This window comes from Azoarcus sp. CIB, from assembly GCF_001190925.1.
In the GTDB taxonomy this organism is placed as follows: domain Bacteria; phylum Pseudomonadota; class Gammaproteobacteria; order Burkholderiales; family Rhodocyclaceae; genus Aromatoleum.
Map to the genome: position 1 here is coordinate 3,159,984 of NZ_CP011072.1, position 20,702 is coordinate 3,180,685.

Below are 20,702 nucleotides of genomic sequence, written 5' to 3' on the forward strand. Positions count from 1 at the left end.
CTGAGAAATAAGTTCAGCCCAATGTTGCATTACATGAACCATAGGTCATGAAAGGCGACGCAGACTTGCCGTCGGCGATCGCGCGAGAAGATTCCGCGTTCCCAACCACCCCGCGCCAACCACCGCACACACGCCGGCAAACATCGCAAACCCCAGCGACCAAGGCTCAGGTACATAAGGCATCTTCAACGCGTAGCGGGCGAGAACCCAGCCCAAGAGCGTCGCCCCGCCTCCGGCAAGTCCGCAGGCTAGCGCGGCGAGCACCGAAAATTCGGCCAGTAGCGCCCGGCGCAGTTGCGCATTGCGGGCGCCCAGGGTCCGCAGCATTGCAAGTTCGTAGTCGCGCTCGTCATGTGTCGATTGCAGTGCCGAGAACAACACGATGAATCCGGCCAGCACAGAGAAGGCAAACACGAACTCGACGATGAGAACCAGCTTGTCGGTCGTCGCACGTACCTGGGCAATCACGGCGTCGACGTCGATGACCGACAGATTCGGGAAGTGCTTGACCAGATCCGTGGTCAGCTGTTGATCGCCGGGAGGCTGGCGGAAGCTGGTAATCAGGCTCGCGGGGTCGCCCTCGAGCAGCCCCGGGGAAGCAATGAAGAAAAAGTTCACACGCATCGAATCCCACTCGAGGGCGCGGACGCTGGTGATCGGGGCCTCAACAAGCCGCCCGGCGACGTCGAAGCGCACGCGGTCTCCGACCTTCAGCGAAAAAGTCTCCGCCAGACCGCGCTCGACAGAAAACTGCGCAGCACTGTCCGTCCCATGCCAGCGCCCTCCTACGACTTCATTTCCATCAGGAAGCCGGCTGCCGTAGCTCAGGTTGAATTCCCGTTCTGCAAGGCGCCGCGTACGCTCGTTCTCGTAACCTTCCGGCCGAACAAGGTTTCCGTTGATCGACTCCAGCCGGCCGCGAATCATCGGACGAACTTCGGGGTCGGGCAGCCCCCGGGCGACGAACAAGGCCGACAACGCTTCGCGCTGATCCGGCTGGATATTGATCACGAAACGGTTCGGTGCGTCAGGCGGGGTCATCGCCCGCCAGTCGTCGAGCAGATCGGCGCGAACGATCGTCAGCAGTAACAGGGCGGTCATGCCAATACCGAGCGCGACGATCTGGACAACGCTTGCGCCGGTGCGGCGCACCAGGGACGCGATGCCATAGCGCCCGCCGCTTCCGCCGAGTGACGTAGTCCCTCTCATGCGACCGAGCAGGTGAAGGAATCCCCACGCAGCGGCCGCGTACACCGCCAGTGCAATACCGAAACCTCCGGCGACCTGCAAACCGAGCCGCAGGTCGTCCGCGATCCAGAACACGAGGGCAAGCAGCGAGATGGCACCGGCCGCCCAGGCGGACGCGCTACGCGTTTCCACCAGCACGATCTCGCGCCGCAGGACACGGAGGGTCGAAACACGCCCGAGGCGCAGGAGTTGCGGAAATACGAATCCGAGCAGCAGGACGACACCGACCGCAACGCCGTGCGCGAAAGGTAACAGCGAGGGCGAAGGCAGGGGCGTATTCATGATCTCGACGAGAATCAGCGCAAGCCCCTGCTGCACAGCCCAACCGAGCGATGCGCCGAGCGTCGCAGCCGCCAGTCCGAACAACGCGAACTCACCCACGACGATCCACACGATCTGCATCTGCCTGGCGCCAAGGCAACGCATCACCGCGCAGGCGTCAAGGTGCCTCTGCATGAACCGCCGGGCCGAAATTCCGATCGCAACGGCCGCGAGTATCACCGTCAGCAGTGCAGCCAGGCGCAGGAATCGCTGGGCCTGATCGAGGGCATTGCGCACTTCGGGGCGCGCATTTTCGATACTCTCGAGCGTCTCGCCGCGCCCCAGGCGGGCTTTCGCCCAGCGCTCGAATGCCGCGACCGCGTCGGGCTCACCGGCAACATGCAGCCGCCAGGTCGCCCGGCTGCCCTGGATCAGGAGACCGGACTCGGCAAGGTCTTCGGCGTTGAAAATCGCGCGGGGAAGCAGGCTGAAGAAGTTTGCGCCGCGATCCGACTCGAAGGTCACCATCCCCCCGACCCTGAACTCCAGACGCCCCAGACCGACGCGATCGCCGACCGCGACGCCGAGGGCCGCCTGCAAGCGCTCGTCGAGCCAGATTTCGCCGCGCGCGGGGATGCGATTGACGATGGCATCGGCCTGATTGGGGCCCGCGGCGACACGGATGTGCCCACGCAAGGGGTAGCCCGCGTCGACGACTTTCACGCCGGCAAGCTGCGCGACACTTTCGGTGCTCACCATGCTGGTGAACAGGACGGTGCGGGCATGCTGCAGACCCAGCCTTTCGGCCTCGCCGCGATAGCTGTCGTCCCACGGGTGATCAGCCCGCAGCAGCAGATCCCCGCCCATCAACTGGTTTGCTTCGCGATCGAGTCCGCGGGCGACGCGATCGGCGAGGAAACCCACGCTGGCAAGGCAGGCCACCGCAATGACGATGGCGATGCCCAGCAGGTGGAGTTCCCCCGCCCGCAAATCGCGCATCATCATGCGCAGGGCGAGATGCAGTGTTCTCATGCGCGGGTGGACGGCCCGCGCCGCGAAAGGTTCAGGCCTTTGGCAGCAGCCGTCGCACGAGTTCGACCCAATAGGCGACGCCGAACGGAATGATGGCGTCGTTGAAATCGTAATGCGGATTGTGGAGGGTGCAGCCACCTTCGCCGGGGCCGTTGCCTATCCACACGTAGCAGCCCGGTTTGTGGCGCAGGTAGAAGGCGAAATCCTCGGCGCCCATGCTCGGGGGCATGTCTGTCAGGACGCTGGCGCCGGGCAGGCTGCCGGCCACGGCAGCGCAGATCGCGGCTTCGTCCGCGGTGTTGATCGTCGGCGGGTAGCCGCGGCGGTAATCGACCTCGACGCTGACCCCATGGCTCGCGGCGACACCATCGCCGATGCGGGCAATGGTCGCTTCGATGCGGTACTGTACCGCGGCGCTGAACGCACGCACGGTGCCACACAGCTTCGCCCGATCCGGGATGACGTTGTAGGCTTCGCCCGCATGGAACTGTGTCACGGACACGACTGCGGAATCGAGGGGGTCGAGGGTGCGGCTGACGACCGTCTGAAGCGCCTGCACCAGCGCGGCCCCTGCGATGATGGAGTCGGTGCCGAGGTGCGGCATCGCACCATGTGCGCCCTGGCCGCGAATCTCGATGTCGAAGCGATCGGCGCTCGCCATGACGGGCCCGTCATGCACGGCGAATTGCCCCGCCGGCAAGCCCGGCCAGTTGTGCATGCCGAAGATGGAAGCCATGGGGAAGCGGTCGAACAAACCGTCGTCGACCATCGCATCGGCGCCGCCCTCACCCTCTTCGGCCGGCTGGAAGATGAAATATGCGGTGCCGTCAAAGTCGGGGTGGGCAGCGAGCACCTCGGCGGCGCCGAGCAGCATCGTCGTGTGGCCGTCGTGGCCACAGGCATGCATGCAGCCTGCGTGCTGGGAGACATGCGCGAAGTCGTTGCGCTCCTGGATGGGCAGGGCGTCCATGTCGGCACGCAGGCCGATGGCACGCAGGCTGCGGCCGGCCTTGAGCACGCCGACGACACCGGTGCCGCCAAGGCCGCGATGCACCTCGACGCCGAGGGCCTCGAGGCGGCGTGCGACGAGTTCGGCGGTACGGCGCTCTTCGAAAGCGAGTTCGGGATGGGCGTGGATATCGCGCCGCAGCGCGGTCAACGCGGGGTGGCACTGCCGGATTTTTTCGGGGATGCTCATGGCCTCACCTGTCGTCGCAGGTTTGCGATGCGGTTGTCTGTCGGGGAACATTCCGAGTGTAATGGGCATCGCGCCGCGCGTCGATCTCGCGGATCCGCACACCGCCCGTGCGTCGAAACCTGCCCAGGAATTGCTGCGTGAAACTGTTCTACGCCGACCATTTCGTCCTGCCCCTGCCCGAGGGACACCGATTTCCGATGGAGAAGTATTCCCGTCTGCGCGAGCGGCTCACGCGCAGCGGACGCTTCTCGCACGACGACTTTACGGTCCCCGCGGCGGCCAGCGATACGGAGATTCTGCGCGCACACGATGCGGGCTACGTCGAGCGTGTGGCGTGCGGGACCCTGGATCCGGCCGAGCAGCGGCGGATCGGCTTTCCGTGGTCCGAACAGATGGTGGAACGCTCGCGACGCTCGGCGGGGGCGACGCTCGCCGCATGCCGGCACGCGCTGGTCGAGGGATGTGCTGCGAATCTCGCCGGCGGAACGCACCACGCCCATCGCGATTTCGGCTCGGGCTTCTGCGTGTTCAACGACGCGGCCATCGCGGCGCTGGCGATGCGCGCGGAAGGCCGCGTGCGGGCGGTGGCGATCATCGACTGTGACGTGCATCAGGGCGATGGTACCGCCACGATCCTCGCTGGCGAGCCGGACGTGTTCACGCTGAGCCTTCACGGCGAGAAGAATTTCCCCTTCCGCAAGGCGGTATCGAGCCTCGACATCGAGCTTCCCGACGGGACCGGGGACGCGGCCTATCTTGCGGCGCTTCGCGGCGGACTGGAGCAGGGATTCGCGGCGGTGCAGCCGGACCTCGCGATCTATCTTGCCGGCGCCGACCCGTATCGCGATGATCGCCTGGGACGTCTTGGGCTGAGCTTCGAGGGGCTGGCCGCGCGGGACGAGATGGTGCTGCAACACTGCGTCGAGCACGGAACGCCGGTCGCAATCGCGATGGCGGGCGGTTACGCGCGGGAAATCGACGACACCGTCGCCATCCACGCGACGACGATCACGACGGCGGCCTGCTTCGCGCCTGCCCTGCAAGCCGCTGCGCTTGAACGGACGGCACGCGGATCCGCGCCGCCTCCCCGATAAGTATCGTTCAGCGCGCGCCGGCGGCCTGCCGGCGGTTGCGTTCTGCGCGCAGCAGAGCGGCAATGTCGGTGTTCCCGTTTTCCTGCGCCCAGCTTTCGGCGGTGAAGCCGGCGTCGTTCTTCTGGTCGAGATCGGCACCGGTCTTCAACAGGCGGCGGACGACGTCGATGTGACCGTTACGCGCCGCCAGCATCAACGCGTTCGAAGCGTTCGGCGCCAGTGCGCCGGCGTCCGCGCCGCGTGCGAGCAGTCGGTCGACGATCTCGGTACGCCCCTCGAAGGCTGCGTATGTGAGTGGCGTCCAGCCGTCGTGGTTCACCTCGGCACCGGCGTCGAGCAGGAGGTCAACGATGGCCGTTTCACCCTTGAGCACCGCCAACATCAGCGCGGAGTCGCCCGCCGCATTGCGCAGCGACACCTTGGGGCGATGCTTGAGCAGCTCCTTCACGGTATCGAGGTTGCCTTCACGCGCAGCGAGGATCAGCAGGGAACTGCCCTGCGCGTCGACGGTGTTCGGATCCACGCCGCGCGAGATGAGCTGCATGAGTTGCGGCGTGTCGCCGCGGCGCGCCGAGCTGAGCGCATCTTCGTAGCTGTCGGCGTGCGCCGCTGCGCCGAAGAGCGAGCTTGCGAGGATCGCGGAGAGGACCAGGCGCTTCATCGATTCAGTGGGCTTGTGCATGGCGGAACAGTCGGAAGAAGTTTTCGGTGGTGGCAGCTTCGATGCGCTCGAGCGGCTCGTTGCGCAGGCGGGCGATCTCTTCGGCAACATGGACGACCCAGGCAGGCTCGTTGGTCTTGCCGCGATGCGGGACCGGCGCCAGATACGGGGCATCGGTTTCGATCAGCAGGCGGTCGAGCGGCACGTATTGTGCGACCGCCTTCAGGTCCTTGGCATTCTTGAACGTGACGATGCCCGAGAACGAGATGTAGAAGCCGAGATCGAGGGCGGCCTCGGCGACTTCGCGCGATTCGGTGAAGCAGTGCATCACGCCGCCAGCCTCGCCGGCCCCCTCCTCGCGCATCAGGCGCAGGGTGTCGTCGGCGGCGGAACGCGTATGCACGATCAACGGCTTGCAGCACTTGCGGGCCGCGCGGATGTGGGTGCGGAAGCGCTCGCGCTGCCATTCGGGCGCGTCCTTCTGCCAGTAGTAGTCGAGCCCGGTCTCGCCGATCGCGACGATTTTGGGGTGGTCGGCCAGCGCCAGCAGGCGCGCTTCGTCCGGTTCTTCCACGCCGTCGTTGTCCGGATGCACGCCCACGGAGGCGAACAGATTGGGGTGGCGCTCCGCGAGGGCGAGGACGCGGGGGAAATCTTCCATCTTGACGCTGACGCACAGCGCGTGGCCGACGCGGTTCTCGGCCATCGCTGCGAGGATGGCCTCTTCGCGCTCGGCCAGGTCGGGGAAATCCAGGTGACAGTGTGAATCTACGAACATCGGTGAAGCTTCAGAGGGTATGGGTGGGGCGGTTGGAGCCGAGGTGGCCGGCGAGGATCTGCTCGATGCGCGCGCGCAGCGCCTTGCCGGATTCGTCCGAACTGAAGTGCACGCCGATACCCTGGGTCTTGCCGCCTTGGGCGCCGTGGGGGGTGACCCATACGACGGTGGCCGCGACCGGATGCTTGGTCGGGTCGTCCATCAGCTGCAGCAGCATGAACACCTCGTCCCCGAGCGCATGCACGCGCGGCGTGGGAACGAAGATGCCGCCATTGGCCAGAAAGGGCATGTAGGCGGCGTATAGCGCGGATTTCGAGTTGATGTTCAGCGACAGCACGCTGGGGCGTGCGACGCTCGGTTTGGGAGCTTCGCTCATCGGCGGGTTCCGGTCACGGCGCGTGCATAGCGCAGGAGCATGTCTTCGAGCATCAGCCTTGCATTCAGCGGATGCTGTGCGACCCGGCGAATCCGGGCGAGTTCATTGTAGCAGTTCGTCACGGCGGCCACGCTCGTGCGCTGGGCGAGCGCGGCGATGACGCCATCCTCGCCGGGGAAGAAGCGCAGGCGCCCGCCGAGGCGCAGCGATGCGAGGTCGGTGACCCAGCGCTGCAGCCACTCGACGAGCTGCGACATGCCGAAGCCGGCGGCGAGCGCTTCCTTGGACTTGAGCCAGATTTCCCATTGACCGGCGAGTTTCAGCGGATCGGCGGCCGGCAGCGCCGCGATGTCCTTCACGAAGCGCCGTAGGAGGGCATCCGAGCCGCTCTTCGCGAGGCGCTGGGCTGCGAGCGGCATGCCGCCGGTCAGCGCGAGCAAGTCCGCGGGTGGCGCATCCGGGCAGGAGAGCCATTGCGCGACGACGTCTTCCGCCGGACGCGCGAAGCTCCACTGCTGGCAGCGGCTGCGGATCGTGGGCAGCAGGCGACGCGGCGCCGACGACACAAGCAGGAAGACGCAGCCTTCCGGCGGCTCTTCGAGCAGTTTCAGCAGCGCGTTGGCGGTGAAGGCGTTCATCGCCTCGGCCGGATCGACGACGATCACGCGCCGGCTGCTCTGGTGTCCGGTCACCGAGAGCGCTTCCTGCAGGTCGCGGATCTGTTCGATCCGGATCTGCGAGGACTTTTTCTTGCCGCTGCCGCCGTCGCCGCCCTCGCTGCCGTCCCCTGCTTCGCTCTCCGGCGCCGCATCGGCTTCAGGGACGATGGGCAGCAGGTCGGGGTGATTACCGGAAAGCCGCAGCTGGCAGGGCACGCAGTGACCGCAGGCATGCCCGTCCACGGCAGGGGCCGTGCACAACAGGCGTGCCGCGAGCGCGTCGGCGAGGTCGCGCTTGCCGAGGCCTTCCGGTCCGACGAAGAGCAGCGCATGCGGCAGCCGCCCGCCGAGGCCGACCAGCCGCTGCCAGGTCTCGTGCAGCCAGGGGTAGATCATCGGAAGAAACGCTCCGCGACGATCGCCTCGATCTCGGAACGGATCTGTTCGGGCGCGCGGTCGGCCGCGATGACGCAGATACGCTGCGGCGCCATGCGTGCGCGGTTGAGGTAGGCCGCACGCACGCGCTCGAAGAAATCACGCTGCTCGCGCTCGAAACGGTCCGGCGCGGTGCCGGTGTTGGCGACGCGTGCGGCGGCGATTTCCGGCGGCAGGTCGAAGACAAGTGTCAAGTCGGGCTGGAAGCCGGGGTGAACCCATTCCTCGAGAGCGGAGAATTTCGCCGCGTCGAGCCCGCGCCCGCCGACCTGGTAGGCGTAGGTGGCGTCGGTGAAGCGATCGGACACGACCCAGCTGCCAGCGTCAAGCGCGGGATGGATGCGGGCGGCGAGATGTTCGCGGCGCGCGGCGAACATCAGCATCGCCTCGGTTTCGAGGTGCATGGGTTCGTGCAGCAGAAGCTCGCGGAGTTTCTCGCCGAGGGCCGTGCCGCCCGGTTCGCGGGTCTGGTCCACGGTCAGCCCGCGCGCCTGGAGGAGCGCGACGACCGCCGCGATCTGGCTGCTCTTGCCCGCCCCGTCGATGCCTTCGAAGGTGATGAAGCGCCCGCGGGCGCGCGTCTGGTTCAACTTCCCGATCCCCGCTGATAACGATTGACGGCCTTGTTGTGGTCGTTGAGGTTGGAGGAAAACTCGCTGGTCCCGTCGCCGCGCGAGACGAAATACAGGTATTCGGTCTGTGCCGGGCGGACCGCGGCGTTGAGCGATTCCTCGCCCGGCATCGCGATGGGTGTCGGCGGCAAGCCCGCGCGCGTGTAGGTGTTGTACAGGTGGTCGTTTTCGAGGTGCCATTTCTTCAGGCGGCCATCGAAAGTTTCGCCGTAGCCGTAGATCACCGTGGGGTCGGTCTGCAGACGCATGCCGACGCGCAGCCGGTTGGCGAAGACCGAGGCGACCAGTCCGCGATCCTCGGGCCGTCCGGTCTCCTTCTCGACGATGGATGCGAGGATCAGCGCCTCGTAGGGCGACGAAAGAGGAACCCGCGGATCACGCGTTTGCCACGCCTGCGAGAGGCGCTGCTTCATCGCCGAGTAGGCGCGGCGCAACACTGCAACGGCGCTCGACTGCTTGTCGAAGAGGTAGGTATCGGGGAAGAACAGCCCTTCCGGATGCGTTTCCGTCGCACCGATCGCACGCAGGATGTCGGCATCGGCAAGGCCGGCGGTGTCCTGCAACAGGTGCGGATTGGATTCCAGCGCCGCGCGCACCTGGCGGAAATTCCAGCCTTCGACGAAGCGGACTTCCGCCTGCGAGACGTCGCCGCTGGAGAGCTTCAGGATGAGCAGCCAGGGCGTGATGCCCTGATGCACTTCGTAGCTGCCCGCCATGATGCGGCCGGCCTTGCCGGTGATCCGGGCGATCCAGTACAGCGCCCGGGGACTGACATCGACGCCCGCCGCAGCGATCGCCGCCGCCGCCTGGCGCATCGTGTGCCCGCGCTGGACCGTGAAGTCGACGACTGGCTGCGCCAGATTGAGCGGACGCTGCGCATACCACCACGCAGCGGCGGACACGGCCGCGATGGCGAGCGCGAGTGCGATCAGCAGGCGGAGGACGAAGGGCTTCATCGGAACGGTTATCGTGGCGCGACGCGCGGCGAGGAGGCTGGCGGAAATGTTTGGCCCGCAACCATTGCGTCTGCGGGGCCCTATAATACTTCATCCCAATTCCACATCCCTCCCCCGCCCCGACAAACGCACATGAATACGCTCTGGACAGAATTTCTCGTACGCGAAGGCGCCACGCTGGAAGACTCCGGCATCCGTTTCGATGCACCGGAAGCGGAGGCGAGCGCGGTGGAATCCGGCACCGTAGTCGTGCCGCTGATGCACCTCGGCCTGACCCGCTGCGCGGGCGACGACTCGGTCGCCTTCCTGCACAACCTGTTGTCGAACGACGTCAAGAAGCTGGGGCCGCAGTCGGCGCAGTGGTCCAGCTTCAATACGCCCAAGGGCCGCATGCTCGCCAGCCTGCTGCTGTGGAACGACGACGCCGGCCAGATGATTGCCGCGTCGGCCGATGTTCAGCCGATGCTGCAGAAGAAGCTGTCGATGTACGTGCTGCGCAGCAAGGTGAAGCTTGCCGACGCCACGCCGGACACCGTGCTGCTCGGCGTGAGCGGAGCCGCCGCGGACGCAGCGCTGGCGAAAGCCGGCATTGCGGCGCCGCTTGCCCCGATGACGCAGTCGGTGGCCGGCGAAGTGCGCTGCATCCGGCTCGACCAGCGTAATTTCGTCGTCGCGGTGCCGGCGACGGCGGCACCCGAGGTCTTCGCAAAGCTCGCCGCGGGCGGCGCGACGAAGGCGGGAACGGCCGCGTGGCAACTTGCGATGATCCGCGCCGGCCTGCCGCTGATCACCGCGGCGACGCAGGAAGAGTTCGTCGCGCAGATGCTCAATTTCGAGGTCATCGGCGGCGTCAGTTTCAACAAGGGCTGCTACCCGGGCCAGGAGATCGTCGCCCGCACGCAGTACCTCGGCAAGCTCAAGAAGCGCATGTACCGCGTGCATGTACCCGGTGACGCGCCACCCGCGGTCGGCGCCGACCTGTTCACGCCGGAATTCGGCGACCAGTCGGCCGGCAAGCTGGTGAACATCGTGGCCGCGCCCAAGGGCGGCTTCGAGGCGCTGGCGGTGATGCAGATCAGTTGCGCCGAAGCCGGCGAGGTGCATCTGGGCAGCCCGCAGGGGCCGCAGCTGCAGTTCCTCGACCTGCCTTACGCGCTGCCCGAAAAATGAGCGGCGACGCATCGGCTTGCGTGCATTACTTCGTCTATTACCGCGTCCGTGCCGATGCCGAGCACGAGGACGCGGAGGCGACGGTGCGCGCCATGCAGGCAGCGCTGGAACGACGCACCGGTGTCGCGGGGCGGCTGATGGAGCGGCGCGGCGACGCGGTGACGTGGATGGAAGTCTATGAGGGCGTGGCCGACCCGGACGCTTTCGAGACGGCACTGCGGATCGAGGTGGACGCGCACCGGGCCGCGGGCATCGTCGAGCCCGGTTCAGCGCGCCATATGGAACGCTTCGTCGAATGTGCCTGATCGTCGTCGGCTGGCACGCCCATCCGGCCTATCCGCTGGTCGTCGCCGCCAATCGTGACGAGTTTCTCGCCCGTCCGGCAGTTCCGGCGCACTGGTGGACCGACGCCGCCGACCTGCTCGCGGGGCGCGATCTCGAAGCGGGCGGGACGTGGATGGGCCTCAGCCGCGAAGCGGGCGGGACGTGGATGGGCCTCAGCCGCGGCGGCCGGTTCGCCGCGCTGACGAACTACCGTGACCCGACCCTCCATCGTCCGGGCGCGCCGTCACGCGGCACGCTGGTGCGCGACTGCCTGACCGGCAACGATGACGCGGACCGGCAGCTGCGGAAAGTGGCCGAGGTCAGCGCGCAGTATGCGGCCTTCAACCTGCTGGTGAGCGACGGCCGGCAACTGGGGATCCATGAAAGCACGACGGGTGCGGTGCGGATGCTCGACCCCGGCGTCTACGGGTTGTCGAACCATGTGCTCGACACGCCCTGGCCCAAGGTGAAGCTGGCACGCGAGCGCTTCACCGCGGCGCTCGGCCGCCTGCCGGACACGGACGCGTTCCTCGCACTGCTGCGCGACGACGAGCCGGCGCCCGATCATCACCTGCCGGAAACCGGCGTCAGCGCGGACTGGGAACGGTGGCTGTCGCCGGCATTCATCCGTGCGCCGGGCTACGGTACGCGCTGCTCGACGCTGATCCTGCTGGATCACGGCGGCAACGTGACCTTTCGCGAATGGTCCTGGAACGAGCGGGGCGAGTTCGCGAGCGAAGTCGCGCACCGCTTCACGGTCGCGTCCGGCGGCTGACGCCTTCAGCCGCGTATCGGCGCCAGGGTGCGGCGCATCGTCTGGTGACGGATGCCCGCCTCGATGAAGACTTCCCCTTGCCTCTCGAAACCGTGCCTTAAGTAGAAATCGACGGCGTCGATCTGGGCGTTCAGGACGACCTCGCGGAATCCGAGGCGAGCAGCTTCGGTGACGAGGGCTTCGAGCATCAGCCCGCCAATGCCCCGATTGCGCCACGGCGCGGCAACGGCCATGCGACCGATGTGCCCGTCGGGCAGCAGCCGGCCGGTGCCGACGACCTCGCCGGTCGCGGTCGTGGCGACGGCGTGGCGACAGTGCGGGTCCTTGGCGTCGCGTTCGAGTTCGGCGGGCACGCCCTGCTCCATCACGAACACCTGTTCGCGCAGCGGCATCGCGAGTGCCGCGGCGTCGCCCCAGTCGAGAATGCGGATCGTCGGCGCAGCGTCCAGGTTCGTCATTTCCGCGATGTCCACTTCCGTTCCGGCCTGCACCAGGTCGAACAGCTCGATCACGTCGGCGTTGCGCATGCGGATGCAGCCGTGCGAGCGCGGCTCGCCCATCGGCTGATCGTCCGGCGTGCCGTGGATGTAGATGTAGCGGCGCATCGAGTCGAGCTTGCCGAGGCGGTTGCGCCCCGGCTCGCAGCCGCTGAGCCACAGGATGCGCGACAGGATCCAGTCGCGCCCGGGGTTCTCCGCGGCGAGTTCCGGCGTCCAGATTTCCCCGGTCGGCCGCCGCCCGCGGAAGACCGCGGCCTTCGCGGCACCTGCGCCGATCTTCGCGCGGATGCGATGACGGCCGCGCGGCGTGCAGCCGCTGTCCCGGATTTCGCCCGGACCGTTCAGGGCAGTGGAAACGGCGTAGCGGCGGATGCACGCGCGATCAGCCCCGAAGAGGCTCAGGCGCTGGGCGCCGAGGTCGATCAGGATGCGCACGGCCGTCACGCGACGAGCGTGCGACCGCGTCGAGCCGCGAAGAAGCTCGACAACAGGCCGCCGCATTCCTCGGCGAGCACGCCGCCGGCTATCGTCGCGTGATGGTTCAGGCGCGGCTCGGCGAAGAGGTCGATCACGCTGCCCGCCACGCCGGTCTTGGGGTCGCGCGCGCCGAACACGACGCGCGCAATGCGCGAATGCATGATCGCGCCGCAACACATCGCACAGGGTTCCAGCGTGACGTACAGCTCGCAGCCGGGCAGCCGGTAGTTTCCGAGCCGGGCCGCGGCGTCGCGCAGGGCCATCACTTCCGCGTGGGCGGTGGGGTCGTGCCGGCCGATCGGCTGGTTGAAGCCGCGCCCCACAATCTCGCCGTCGAGCACGACGACGGCGCCGACCGGCACTTCATCACAACTCCCCGCCTCGCGTGCCAGCTCCAGCGCGGCACGCATGTAGTCTTCGTCATTCATCCTTTGCTCTCCATTCGGCGAAGTTTACTGGAGCGCGGCCCCGTTGAGCCAGACTTGAGCGGTGCGGGCAGCAAATCGACAGGCGGATCAACAATTTGCATGACTCGTGGCCGATGTCACGGCCGCCCCTGCCGTTCCAAAATAAAGTGTTGCAAACAACGGGAGGAGCCCCTGACCGAGCGGCACGGCTTCAGGGAGAACGCCGGCACTGTGGACGGGTACCGCCCACCGTCGGGCCGATCAGGGCAAAGGAGAAGAACAATGGACACCAATCGACTGCTTGCGCGTACCACGCTGTTGGCTGCGCTTTCGATGCCGGCATTCGTCAGCGCGGCGCCTGTTGCGGTGGAGATCTCCAGCGGAAGCTGGAGTCTGGGCTCCGGTTGGAGCGCCGCATGCACGAGCGCGAGCTGCGACGAGGGGCACAACTACCTTAACGCCAACTGGACCATCGACCCGGATCTTGCGGGAACGAGCTTCATGCTCACGGGGGTCGGCGACTTCGAGACCGTTCTTTTCGGCAGAGGCACGCTCGCCGAGGAGGATGCCGCGATCAGCGCCAACGGCAGCGCATCCGAGATCGATCACCTGGCCCTCGCTGCCCTGATCGAGTTCGACGCGCCAACAGGCGGCCCCGCGGATCTGGAAGCCACCGTGCAGGCCACTGTGGGCCCCTTCTGGGACAAGGGGGCCGGCCCGGCGAATACCGACCTCGCGGCGACTTTCCTGCCTTTCCTGCTCACGCTCGACGACGGTGGCGAGATCGAGATCAGTTTCTCGCCGGCGGTCTGGCTGTGTGAGGGAAACAGCGGCCAGTGCACATGGAGCAAGCCGAGTCCGAACGATATCTATGCAACATTCACGCTGACGAAGGCCCCACTCGCGCCAGAGACGACGGATGGCATCGCCGCGCAGGCGGTTCCTGAGCCTTCGTCACTGCTGCTCATCGGCGCCGGGCTTGTCGGGCTGGGATTCGGACGACGCCGGCAGAAGCCGGCCTGAACGAACGCCGCCCCCTGCGCGCCAAACGACGACGGGCGTCCGAAAGGACGCCCGGTTCGCTTCCGGTATTGCTCCATGAAGCGCGGCGACGGCCGGCAGCGGCCCGCCCCGCTTCAGGCAGATCAGGCCGCGGCCATCGCCTTTTCGAGCTTGGACTTGAGGCGCTGGGCGGTCTTCTCGGCGCCGACGATGAAGCGGCTGTGCTTGCCACGCGCGACTTCCTCGAGGGCGTCGCGGGCGGTGAACTCGAAGGTCACGGCCGGGCCGTTCACTTCGACGAGCTTCACGGTGATCTCCACCCACATGCCCAGCAGGGTTGCGCCGACGTGGTCGAGCTCGACGCGCGTGCCGACCGAATCCTTGCCGGCTTCAATGTTTTCCAGCAACAGGTCGCGGCATACGACTTCGATGTCGTAGAGCAGGGCCGGGGTCGAATAGACGCGGCAGTCGTCGCCCATGAAGCCGATGGTGCGGCCCTGGTCGATGTCGTAACGGCGGGTGGAGCTCAGGCCGGCTTTCAGTTCGCTCATCTTTCAGTCTCCTTCGTGTGGGGCGCCGGTTCATGCCGGCGCCGGGTTCGTCGTGGTTCGGATTACTTGTTGCGTTCGCGGATCGCGTCGGCTTCCAGGCGGGCCTCGACGTAGCGGGCGAGCGCCCGCGTGCCGCGACCACAGTTGCGGAACACGCACACGCCCTGGTCCATCAGCTTCGCAGCCATCGCGTCGTAGAGCGAGCCGCCGTCGACGATGCCGATGACCGGCTTGTCGCTCTTCGCGGCGAGCGGCGGGTAGATGTGCACGGTGCCCTTCGGGTCCGACAGGTCGTAGCCGGGGCGCAGCTTGCTCGTCTCCAGACCACGGATCGACGGCGCGGTCGGGTCGAGGCCGACGACGACGGCGTCGATGTTGGGGTCGTCGAGGAAGGCTTCGGTGATCTGCAGGTGGGCGTCGTCGTCGGCGCCCGGGTTGATGTCGATGGGGTTGCGTACCTCGACCAGCGCGTCGAGGCGCTTGGCGGCGAGGATAGCTTGCACGCGTTCGACCGTCGCGGTTTCGAGCGCGCCCATCTCCAACGAGGAGGTTTCGGTCGCGATGGAGTCGGCCATGCCGACGGCCTCGAAACCGGCGCCGCTGATCGCACCGATGCGCTTGCCGACCTTCTTGCCGTGCAGCGCGCCGGCGATGTAGAAGAGGTCGTCGAAGGTGTTGAAGTCTTCGGCGACGATCGCGCCGGCCTGGCGCAGCACCGCTTCGAAGAGAACCGGGTCACCGGCGATCGACGCGGTGTGGCCCATCACGCCGCCCGCCCCCGCTTCGCTGCGGCCGGACTTGTACACGACGACCTGCTTGCCGTTGAGCACCGCCTTGCGCACGGCGCGGGCGAAGTCGAGGCCGTCGCCGTCCTTGAACCCTTCGATGTAGATGCCCAGGGTGTCGATCTCGGGGCGGTCGGCGAAGAAACCGAGCATGTCGCCGTGCGTGAGGTCGGTCTGGTTGCCGAGCGCGAGCATGTAGGCCGGGTCCAGCCACGGGTTCTGCGAGATGCGCGTAATCATGAAGGCGCCGGACTGGCTCAGCATCACCGAGTTGCGCTGCGCCTTCTTCTGCGGCTTGGGCAGGCGCTCGAGCGGAATGAACCAGGAGTCGTAGTCGCCCGGATGCGAGACGACGCCGAGGCAGTTCGCGCCGAGGAAGACCGGGCCGCCGCCTGGATTGCCGTGGGCAGCGTTGATCTTCGCGGCGAGCGCGGCGGCCGGTTCGCGGCTCTTCGCCGTTTCGCCGAGGCCGCCGGGGATCAGCATCACGGACTCGACGGCGTCGGTTTCGATGATCTCGTCGACGAGTTCGTACACCGCGTCGGAGGGCACGGCGACGATCAGGAGGTCCAGTTTCCCGGGCAAGGCGCGCAGGCTCTCCACACAGCGCACGCCGTCGATCTCGGCCTCGCCGGGACGGATGATGGTCAGCTTGTCCTTCGAATAGCCACTGCCCATCAGGTTCTTCAGGATGATGCGGCCGAAGTTCATGCTAGTCGCAGACACGCCGATGAGACCGATCGACTGGGGATGAATCAGCTTGTCGATCTTGTGCGCGGGGCGCGGCAGGCGGCCTGCAACAGGCTGGCCGAATTCGACGCGTGCGACACCGACGGTGGGCTTCTTCGCGAACTGCACCTGGTCGAGTTCGAGCTGCCGGATCACGAATGCGGGCTGCGGGTTCGCAGCCGAGTATTCGCGGCCGAGGCCCAGCATCAGGCCGAAGCAGAATTCGAGCACGGGATCGGGCGCACGGCGGCCGTCGCGCTGCGCGAGGGCGGCCATCTTCTGGTAGGCGACGGTGCGACGGAACAGGCGCATGAAGTCGGCGGCATCAGTCAGTTCGACCGAGGCGGACACCGCGGCGCGGTCTTTGCGGAAGTTCGCGCGGTCGAGCGCGCCGTCGAGCCCGCCTTGGCCAGCCGTGAGCACCATGCCGAATTCGCGCGTGTTCTCCAGCGCGATGCGCAGGTCCACGCCGCCGGGCACGCCTTCGGCGAGCGCCGCGCCGAAGCTTGCGACGAAGCGCTGCAGCTCGTCCCCGTTCAGCGCGTCGCGCCCCTCGCCTGCCGCCTGCCTGAACAGCTCGCCGGTTGCGGCATTCAGCGCCGCGCCCGGACTGATGGTCGTCCGATCATTCACTATCGTGTCTCCGTTTCGCCACTCTTGTGTGGTGGCAGTGCTTGTGATGTTTCCCTTGGCCTTCGTGAAACGTCGCGTCAGCTCTTCGGCCGCTTGTCGATCACGCGCTTGGCCTTGCCGACCTGAGTGCGCTCGATGCGGCCCGTCTCGACGATATGGACGTCCGCGCTCACCCCCACGCGGCTCTTGATCTCGTGCCGGACTTCAGCGGCGATCTTCGAGCGCTGCGCATCGTTGAGCCCGTCGGACAGGTCGTGGCGCACTTCGGCGAGCACGGTCAGCTCGTCCATGTGGCCCGGCCGTGTGATCTGCAGCTGGTAGTGGCCGCACAGGCTGTCGTGACGCAGGATGATTTCCTCGATTTGCGTCGGGAAGACGTTCACGCCGCGAATGATCAGCATGTCGTCGCTGCGGCCGGTGATCTTGCCCATGCGGCGCATGGTGCGCGCGGTACCCGGCAGCAGCATCGTGAGGTCACGCGTGCGATAGCGGATGATGGGCAGCGCTTCCTTCGACAGCGAGGTGAACACGAGCTCGCCCGGCGTGCCGTCCGGCAGGACTTCGCCGGTGACGGGGTCGATGATCTCGGGGTAGAAGTGGTCTTCCCAGATGTGCGGGCCGTCCTTGGTCTCGATGCATTCGCAGGCGACCCCCGGCCCGATCACTTCGGAGAGGCCGTAGATGTCGATCGCGTCGATGCCGAGGCGCGTTTCTATCTCGCGGCGCATCTCGTTGGTCCAGGGCTCGGCGCCGAACACGCCGATGCGCAGCGTCGTCGAGGCGGGATCTATGCCCTGCTCCTGCAGGCCGTCGGCGACCGTGAGCATGTAGGACGGCGTGGCCATCATCATGGTCGGTTTGAACTCGCGGATCAGCTGGATCTGCTTCTCGGTGTTGCCCCCGCCCATCGGGATTACGGTCGCGCCCAAGGCCTCGCCCCCATAGTGGGCACCTAGGCCGCCGGTGAAGAGGCCATAGCCGTAGGAGTTGAGGATGATATCGTCGGGGGTGCCGCCCGCCGCGCGCAGGGAACGCGCGACGACCGAGCCCCACATCGCGATGTCGTTCTTCGTGTAGCCGACGACGGTCGGCAGACCGGTGGTTCCGGACGAGGCATGCACGCGAACGATGTCACGCATCGGCACCGCGAACAGCCCGTAGGGATAGTTTTCGCGCAGCTCCTTCTTGGTCGTGAAGGGGAAGCGCGAGAGGTCGGACAGCTGCTTGAGGTCCGACGGATGCACGCCCGCCGCGTCGAAGGCCTGCTTGTAATGCGCGACGTTGTCGTAGGCGTGCTGCAGGCTCCATTTGAGCCGTTCGAGCTGTAGCGCGGCGAGCTCGTCGCGACTTGCCGTCTCGATCGGATCGAGTGTTCCCGGTGCTGCCCCCTTCGGTGCTGCGAAACCATCCCTAGCCGACATGTGCATGCTCCGTCATACGTTCCACGAATTTCTGGTTTTCCACGACTTTCTTCTGGATGTGCTCGACCTGCTCCGGCTCCAGGTGTCGGAAGCGGCCCATCGCCTTGAGGTACTCGGTGACCGGCAGCGGGTTATCGACCGACTTGGTGAAGTGCAGGCCCTCCTGCGGGGTGTACTCCCAAAGCATCACGAAGTTGGTCTCGACCGCCTTGCGCGCGACTTCCATGTTGAGGTTCGACGGGAAGCGCCAGCCGGTCGTGCAGGGCGAATACACATGCAGGTAGGCGAAGCCGGTCTTCGAGGCGAGGATGGCCTTGTCGAGCTTCTCGTACAGGTCCTCCATGTACGCCGTGGAGGCCGTCGCGACGTAGGCGCAGCGGTGGTTCACCATGATCAGCGGGAGGTTCTTCGCGTCCTGCGTCTTACCGCGTGACGTTTCTCCCACGGGCGTCGTCGAGGTCCAGGCGCCGTAAGGCGTGCAGCTCGAACGCTGCATGCCGGTGTTCATGTAGCCTTCGTTGTCGACCACCATGAAGAGCATCTGCTCGCCGCGCTCGGCGGCGCCCGAGAGCGACTGAAAGCCGACGTCCGAGGCCCCGCCGTCACCGGCGATCGCCAGCGCCTGCACCTCGCGGCCGACGCGCTTGTACTGGCGCTTGATGCCGGCGAGCATCGCCGCGGTGTTGGTCAGCAGCGGGTGGAAGACCGGGATCTTGGTGCCGGTCGTGCCATTGAAGCCGACCGAACCCATGCCCGGCACGCAGCCCGGGGGGGTGGCGAGCACCGTGTCGGGGCCGACGCGGCGCAGAGTGTGGCGCATCAGCAGTTCCGTGTTGCAGCCCTGGCAGCCCGCGAGGCCCGGCGCGAAGAGGTCTTCCCAGTCGCCGACTTCGTTGTAGATATTGGCGGTGGTGATGTACTTCAGCGCGCCGTGCGGACAGGCCGGCACGCAGGCCGGGTTGCCGTCGCAGGTGTCACACTTCGAGACGTGACCGGCGGTTTCGTCCAGCGCGATGCCGGCGTAGGCACACCCGACCGTGCACAAGAGGCAATCGACGCACTTGCTCGCGTCCCAGCCGATCACGCCGGTGGTGCCGTCCTTGTTCAGGGCGCCCGCCGGGCACACCGTGACGCACTTCGGATCGGCGCACTGGCGGCACAGTGCGAGTTCGAAATCCTTCTCCCGGCCGTAGATCTGGATGCGCGAACGCGCGACATCGTCCGTGCCGGTCTTGGCCTGCGCGCAGGCCGTCATGCAATCGCCGCAACCGTCGCACTTGGCGGGGTCGAAGGCGATCGTGCTGTAAGCTCGTCCCATTGATTGCTCCTTAGCGCCAGGTCTGCGACATGATTTCGCGGCCGACCGCAAGCGGGTTCGCGACGAAGCGCTCGCGCAGCGGCGTGAGGTCGATGCGGCGCAGGATCAGCTGCGCCATCACGCCGCCGTCGAAGAATTCATTCACGCCGAAGATGCCGCTGAGGCAGCCGTCGGCGGCGAAGATCGCCTTGAGGTAGTGCCCGGTCCGCTCGTCGAAGCGCGTGACGACATCGCCGCCTTCCGGCACCTTGCTCGAGCCGACCGAGATCGCGTGGCGGCCGAAGAAGTGGTAGGTATTGAGCGGCACGCCGCCCGCGTAGTCCTGGATGCCGGGGTCGCCCGCCATCGCCATGCCGGCGACGCGGCCCTGGATCGTCGCGTCGGGGAGGATCGCGTTCATCACCGGGGTGCCGGTGAAGAAGCCGCGCGCCTGCGCGCAATCGCCCGCTGCCCAGACGTTGGCGACCGTGGTCTGCATGCGGTCGTCGACGACGATGCCTTGCTGGTGCTCGATGCCGGAGCCGTTGAGGTAGGCCATCTCGGGTTTCACCCCGGTCGCGACGAGCAGCAGGTCGGCGTCCAGCGTCGTGCCGTTTTCCAGCGTGAGGGTCGCGCCCGCCGCGGTGGGTTCGAGGCGCACGACGCGGTTGCCGGTCATGATCTTCGCGCCGGCGTCGCGGAAGGCCTGCTCGATCATGTCGGCGGCGACCTTGTCGAAGTAGCCCGAGGTGAGCTGATCGCTCATCTCGACGATGGTGACGCTGGCGCCGGCCTTCACGAGGTTCTCGGCAGCGTGCATGCCGACGAGGCCCGCACCGAGAACGACGGCCTGCTTCGACGCGGCGATCGCGCCGCGCAGTTTCAGCGCGTCGTCGAGGGTGCGCAGCACATGGTAGGAGACGGTGTCGATGCCGGGGATCGGCGGGATCGCGGGCGAGGCGCCGGTCGCGAGGAGCAACTTCTCGTAGACGATGGTCGATCCGTCCGCGAGCTCGGCGGTGTTCTGGTCCGCGTGCAGGATTTTCAGCGCCGACTCCGGCCGGTAGCTCACCTTGTTGCGCGCGAAGAAGTCCTCGTCGCGCAGGAAGATGCGTGCGGGCGCGGATTTGCCGGACACGACGTAGGGCAGCACGGTGGGCGAGTACGGCAGGTGCGAATCGCGCGTGACGACCGTCAGGCTGCCTTCCGGGTCGTGCATGCGAATCGCGTTGATCGCCTCGAGCGCCGCGTGGCTGCTGCCGGCGATGAGGTACTTGGTGTGTTCGATGGCTCGGTCCATG

General features: G+C 66.9%; 20 protein-coding genes and 1 pseudogene. 5 read left to right on the forward strand and 16 right to left on the reverse strand.

The features are described 5' to 3' along the window. Positions 1–45: 45 nt before the first annotated feature. On the reverse strand, positions 46–2,541 hold the full coding sequence (locus AzCIB_RS13985) for an ABC transporter permease (protein ID WP_050416455.1): 2,496 nt from the start codon (positions 2,539–2,541) through the stop codon (positions 46–48). Between the two features lie 31 nt (positions 2,542–2,572). After that, positions 2,573–3,739: a M20 aminoacylase family protein gene (locus AzCIB_RS13990; RefSeq protein ID WP_050416456.1), complete on the reverse strand. Its 1,167-nt coding sequence runs from the start codon at positions 3,737–3,739 to the stop codon at positions 2,573–2,575. Positions 3,740–3,876: 137 nt separating this feature from the next. On the opposite strand from AzCIB_RS13990, the gene AzCIB_RS13995 reads away from it, so the two are divergent. Further along, a complete protein-coding gene (locus AzCIB_RS13995; protein ID WP_050416457.1) occupies positions 3,877–4,833 on the forward strand; it encodes a histone deacetylase family protein in 957 nt (318 codons plus the stop codon). 7 nt (positions 4,834–4,840) lie between these two features. Here AzCIB_RS13995 and AzCIB_RS14000 read toward each other — a convergent pair whose 3' ends face one another. From AzCIB_RS14000 to mltG, 6 genes are read right to left on the reverse strand one after another with little or no spacing between them, the layout of a single operon-like run. Then, positions 4,841–5,515 carry an ankyrin repeat domain-containing protein gene (locus tag AzCIB_RS14000; protein ID WP_050416458.1) on the reverse strand — a complete coding sequence of 225 codons (675 nt, stop codon included), beginning with the start codon at positions 5,513–5,515 and terminating at the stop codon, positions 4,841–4,843. Beyond that, on the reverse strand, positions 5,499–6,272 hold the full coding sequence (locus AzCIB_RS14005; RefSeq protein WP_050416459.1) for a TatD family hydrolase: 774 nt from the start codon (positions 6,270–6,272) through the stop codon (positions 5,499–5,501). Before AzCIB_RS14005 ends, AzCIB_RS14000 begins: the two co-directional genes overlap by 17 nt. A gap of 10 nt (positions 6,273–6,282) precedes the next feature. Continuing rightward, positions 6,283–6,648, reverse strand: coding sequence for a PilZ domain-containing protein (locus AzCIB_RS14010; protein WP_050416460.1), 366 nt, complete (start codon positions 6,646–6,648; stop codon positions 6,283–6,285). Beyond that, on the reverse strand, positions 6,645–7,703 hold the full coding sequence (holB, locus tag AzCIB_RS14015) for a DNA polymerase III subunit delta' (protein ID WP_050416461.1): 1,059 nt from the start codon (positions 7,701–7,703) through the stop codon (positions 6,645–6,647). The genes AzCIB_RS14010 and holB overlap by 4 nt, the downstream gene beginning before the upstream one ends. After that, the gene (tmk, locus tag AzCIB_RS14020; RefSeq protein ID WP_083447021.1) at positions 7,700–8,332 is read right to left on the reverse strand and encodes a dTMP kinase; all 633 of its coding nucleotides are present in this window, start codon (positions 8,330–8,332) and stop codon (positions 7,700–7,702) included. The genes holB and tmk overlap by 4 nt, the downstream gene beginning before the upstream one ends. After that, the gene (gene mltG / locus AzCIB_RS14025; protein ID WP_050416462.1) at positions 8,329–9,330 is read right to left on the reverse strand and encodes an endolytic transglycosylase MltG; all 1,002 of its coding nucleotides are present in this window, start codon (positions 9,328–9,330) and stop codon (positions 8,329–8,331) included. Before mltG ends, tmk begins: the two co-directional genes overlap by 4 nt. Positions 9,331–9,462: 132 nt before the next feature. Between mltG and ygfZ the strand changes: the two genes are divergently transcribed. Genes ygfZ through AzCIB_RS14040 form a run of 3 tightly spaced genes read left to right on the forward strand, consistent with a single transcriptional unit; the run spans position 9,463 to position 11,599 of the window. Next, positions 9,463–10,500 carry a CAF17-like 4Fe-4S cluster assembly/insertion protein YgfZ gene (ygfZ, locus tag AzCIB_RS14030; RefSeq protein WP_050416463.1) on the forward strand — a complete coding sequence of 346 codons (1,038 nt, stop codon included), beginning with the start codon at positions 9,463–9,465 and terminating at the stop codon, positions 10,498–10,500. Beyond that, positions 10,497–10,805, forward strand: a complete 309-nt coding sequence (locus AzCIB_RS14035; RefSeq protein WP_050416464.1) for a DUF4936 family protein — start codon at positions 10,497–10,499, stop codon at positions 10,803–10,805. Before ygfZ ends, AzCIB_RS14035 begins: the two co-directional genes overlap by 4 nt. Continuing rightward, a complete protein-coding gene (locus AzCIB_RS14040) occupies positions 10,796–11,599 on the forward strand; it encodes an NRDE family protein (protein ID WP_050416465.1) in 804 nt (267 codons plus the stop codon). Before AzCIB_RS14035 ends, AzCIB_RS14040 begins: the two co-directional genes overlap by 10 nt. Before the next feature lie 5 nt (positions 11,600–11,604). Here AzCIB_RS14040 and AzCIB_RS24465 read toward each other — a convergent pair whose 3' ends face one another. From AzCIB_RS24465 to tadA, 3 genes and pseudogenes are all read right to left on the reverse strand, one after another. Further along, entirely contained in the window at positions 11,605–12,057 is a 453-nt protein-coding gene (locus AzCIB_RS24465) for a GNAT family N-acetyltransferase (protein ID WP_198149711.1), read from the reverse strand. After that, positions 12,058–12,534 (reverse strand): annotated as a pseudogene (locus tag AzCIB_RS24470) (L,D-transpeptidase family protein); the annotation flags it as partial. Between the two features lie 5 nt (positions 12,535–12,539). Further along, complete coding sequence (tadA, locus tag AzCIB_RS14050; RefSeq protein WP_050416466.1) at positions 12,540–13,004, reverse strand: tRNA adenosine(34) deaminase TadA; 465 nt, start codon at positions 13,002–13,004, stop codon at positions 12,540–12,542. 261 nt (positions 13,005–13,265) lie between these two features. Between tadA and AzCIB_RS14055 the strand changes: the two genes are divergently transcribed. Further along, complete coding sequence (locus AzCIB_RS14055) at positions 13,266–14,006, forward strand: PEP-CTERM sorting domain-containing protein (protein WP_050416467.1); 741 nt, start codon at positions 13,266–13,268, stop codon at positions 14,004–14,006. Between the two features lie 122 nt (positions 14,007–14,128). On the opposite strand, the gene AzCIB_RS14060 is transcribed toward AzCIB_RS14055, so the two are convergent. From AzCIB_RS14060 to padH, 5 genes are all read right to left on the reverse strand, one after another. Beyond that, entirely contained in the window at positions 14,129–14,536 is a 408-nt protein-coding gene (locus AzCIB_RS14060; protein WP_050416468.1) for a thioesterase family protein, read from the reverse strand. Positions 14,537–14,598: 62 nt separating this feature from the next. Continuing rightward, positions 14,599–16,683 (reverse strand): CoA-binding protein, encoded by a 2,085-nt coding sequence (locus tag AzCIB_RS14065; RefSeq protein WP_050416469.1) that lies wholly within the window; start codon positions 16,681–16,683, stop codon positions 14,599–14,601. A 77-nt stretch (positions 16,684–16,760) separates the two neighbouring features. Then, positions 16,761–18,104: a phenylacetate--CoA ligase PaaK gene (paaK, locus tag AzCIB_RS14070; RefSeq protein WP_050418378.1), complete on the reverse strand. Its 1,344-nt coding sequence runs from the start codon at positions 18,102–18,104 to the stop codon at positions 16,761–16,763. Then, positions 18,094–19,422 carry an NADH-dependent phenylglyoxylate dehydrogenase subunit beta gene (padI, locus tag AzCIB_RS14075; protein ID WP_050416470.1) on the reverse strand — a complete coding sequence of 443 codons (1,329 nt, stop codon included), beginning with the start codon at positions 19,420–19,422 and terminating at the stop codon, positions 18,094–18,096. Before padI ends, paaK begins: the two co-directional genes overlap by 11 nt. Positions 19,423–19,432: 10 nt before the next feature. Then, positions 19,433–20,701, reverse strand: coding sequence for an NADH-dependent phenylglyoxylate dehydrogenase subunit epsilon (gene padH / locus AzCIB_RS14080; RefSeq protein WP_050416471.1), 1,269 nt, complete (start codon positions 20,699–20,701; stop codon positions 19,433–19,435). Position 20,702: the final 1 nt, after the last annotated feature.

Coding starts and splice junctions, on each gene's coding strand:
- AzCIB_RS13990 (WP_050416456.1), bottom strand. CDS start 3,739: ATGAGCATCCCCGAAAAAATCCGGCAGTGCCACCCCGCGTTGACCGCG.
- AzCIB_RS14010 (WP_050416460.1), bottom strand. CDS start 6,648: ATGAGCGAAGCTCCCAAACCGAGCGTCGCACGCCCCAGCGTGCTGTCG.
- paaK (WP_050418378.1), bottom strand. CDS start 18,104: ATGTCGGCTAGGGATGGTTTCGCAGCACCGAAGGGGGCAGCACCGGGA.
- AzCIB_RS14060 (WP_050416468.1), bottom strand. CDS start 14,536: ATGAGCGAACTGAAAGCCGGCCTGAGCTCCACCCGCCGTTACGACATC.
- tadA (WP_050416466.1), bottom strand. CDS start 13,004: ATGAATGACGAAGACTACATGCGTGCCGCGCTGGAGCTGGCACGCGAG.
- padH (WP_050416471.1), bottom strand. CDS start 20,701: ATGGACCGAGCCATCGAACACACCAAGTACCTCATCGCCGGCAGCAGC.
- AzCIB_RS14040 (WP_050416465.1), top strand. CDS start 10,796: ATGTGCCTGATCGTCGTCGGCTGGCACGCCCATCCGGCCTATCCGCTG.
- ygfZ (WP_050416463.1), top strand. CDS start 9,463: ATGAATACGCTCTGGACAGAATTTCTCGTACGCGAAGGCGCCACGCTG.
- holB (WP_050416461.1), bottom strand. CDS start 7,703: ATGATCTACCCCTGGCTGCACGAGACCTGGCAGCGGCTGGTCGGCCTC.
- AzCIB_RS13985 (WP_050416455.1), bottom strand. CDS start 2,541: ATGAGAACACTGCATCTCGCCCTGCGCATGATGATGCGCGATTTGCGG.
- AzCIB_RS14055 (WP_050416467.1), top strand. CDS start 13,266: ATGGACACCAATCGACTGCTTGCGCGTACCACGCTGTTGGCTGCGCTT.
- AzCIB_RS14000 (WP_050416458.1), bottom strand. CDS start 5,515: ATGCACAAGCCCACTGAATCGATGAAGCGCCTGGTCCTCTCCGCGATC.
- AzCIB_RS24465 (WP_198149711.1), bottom strand. CDS start 12,057: ATGACGAACCTGGACGCTGCGCCGACGATCCGCATTCTCGACTGGGGC.
- AzCIB_RS14035 (WP_050416464.1), top strand. CDS start 10,497: ATGAGCGGCGACGCATCGGCTTGCGTGCATTACTTCGTCTATTACCGC.
- padI (WP_050416470.1), bottom strand. CDS start 19,422: ATGGGACGAGCTTACAGCACGATCGCCTTCGACCCCGCCAAGTGCGAC.
- AzCIB_RS14005 (WP_050416459.1), bottom strand. CDS start 6,272: ATGTTCGTAGATTCACACTGTCACCTGGATTTCCCCGACCTGGCCGAG.
- mltG (WP_050416462.1), bottom strand. CDS start 9,330: ATGAAGCCCTTCGTCCTCCGCCTGCTGATCGCACTCGCGCTCGCCATC.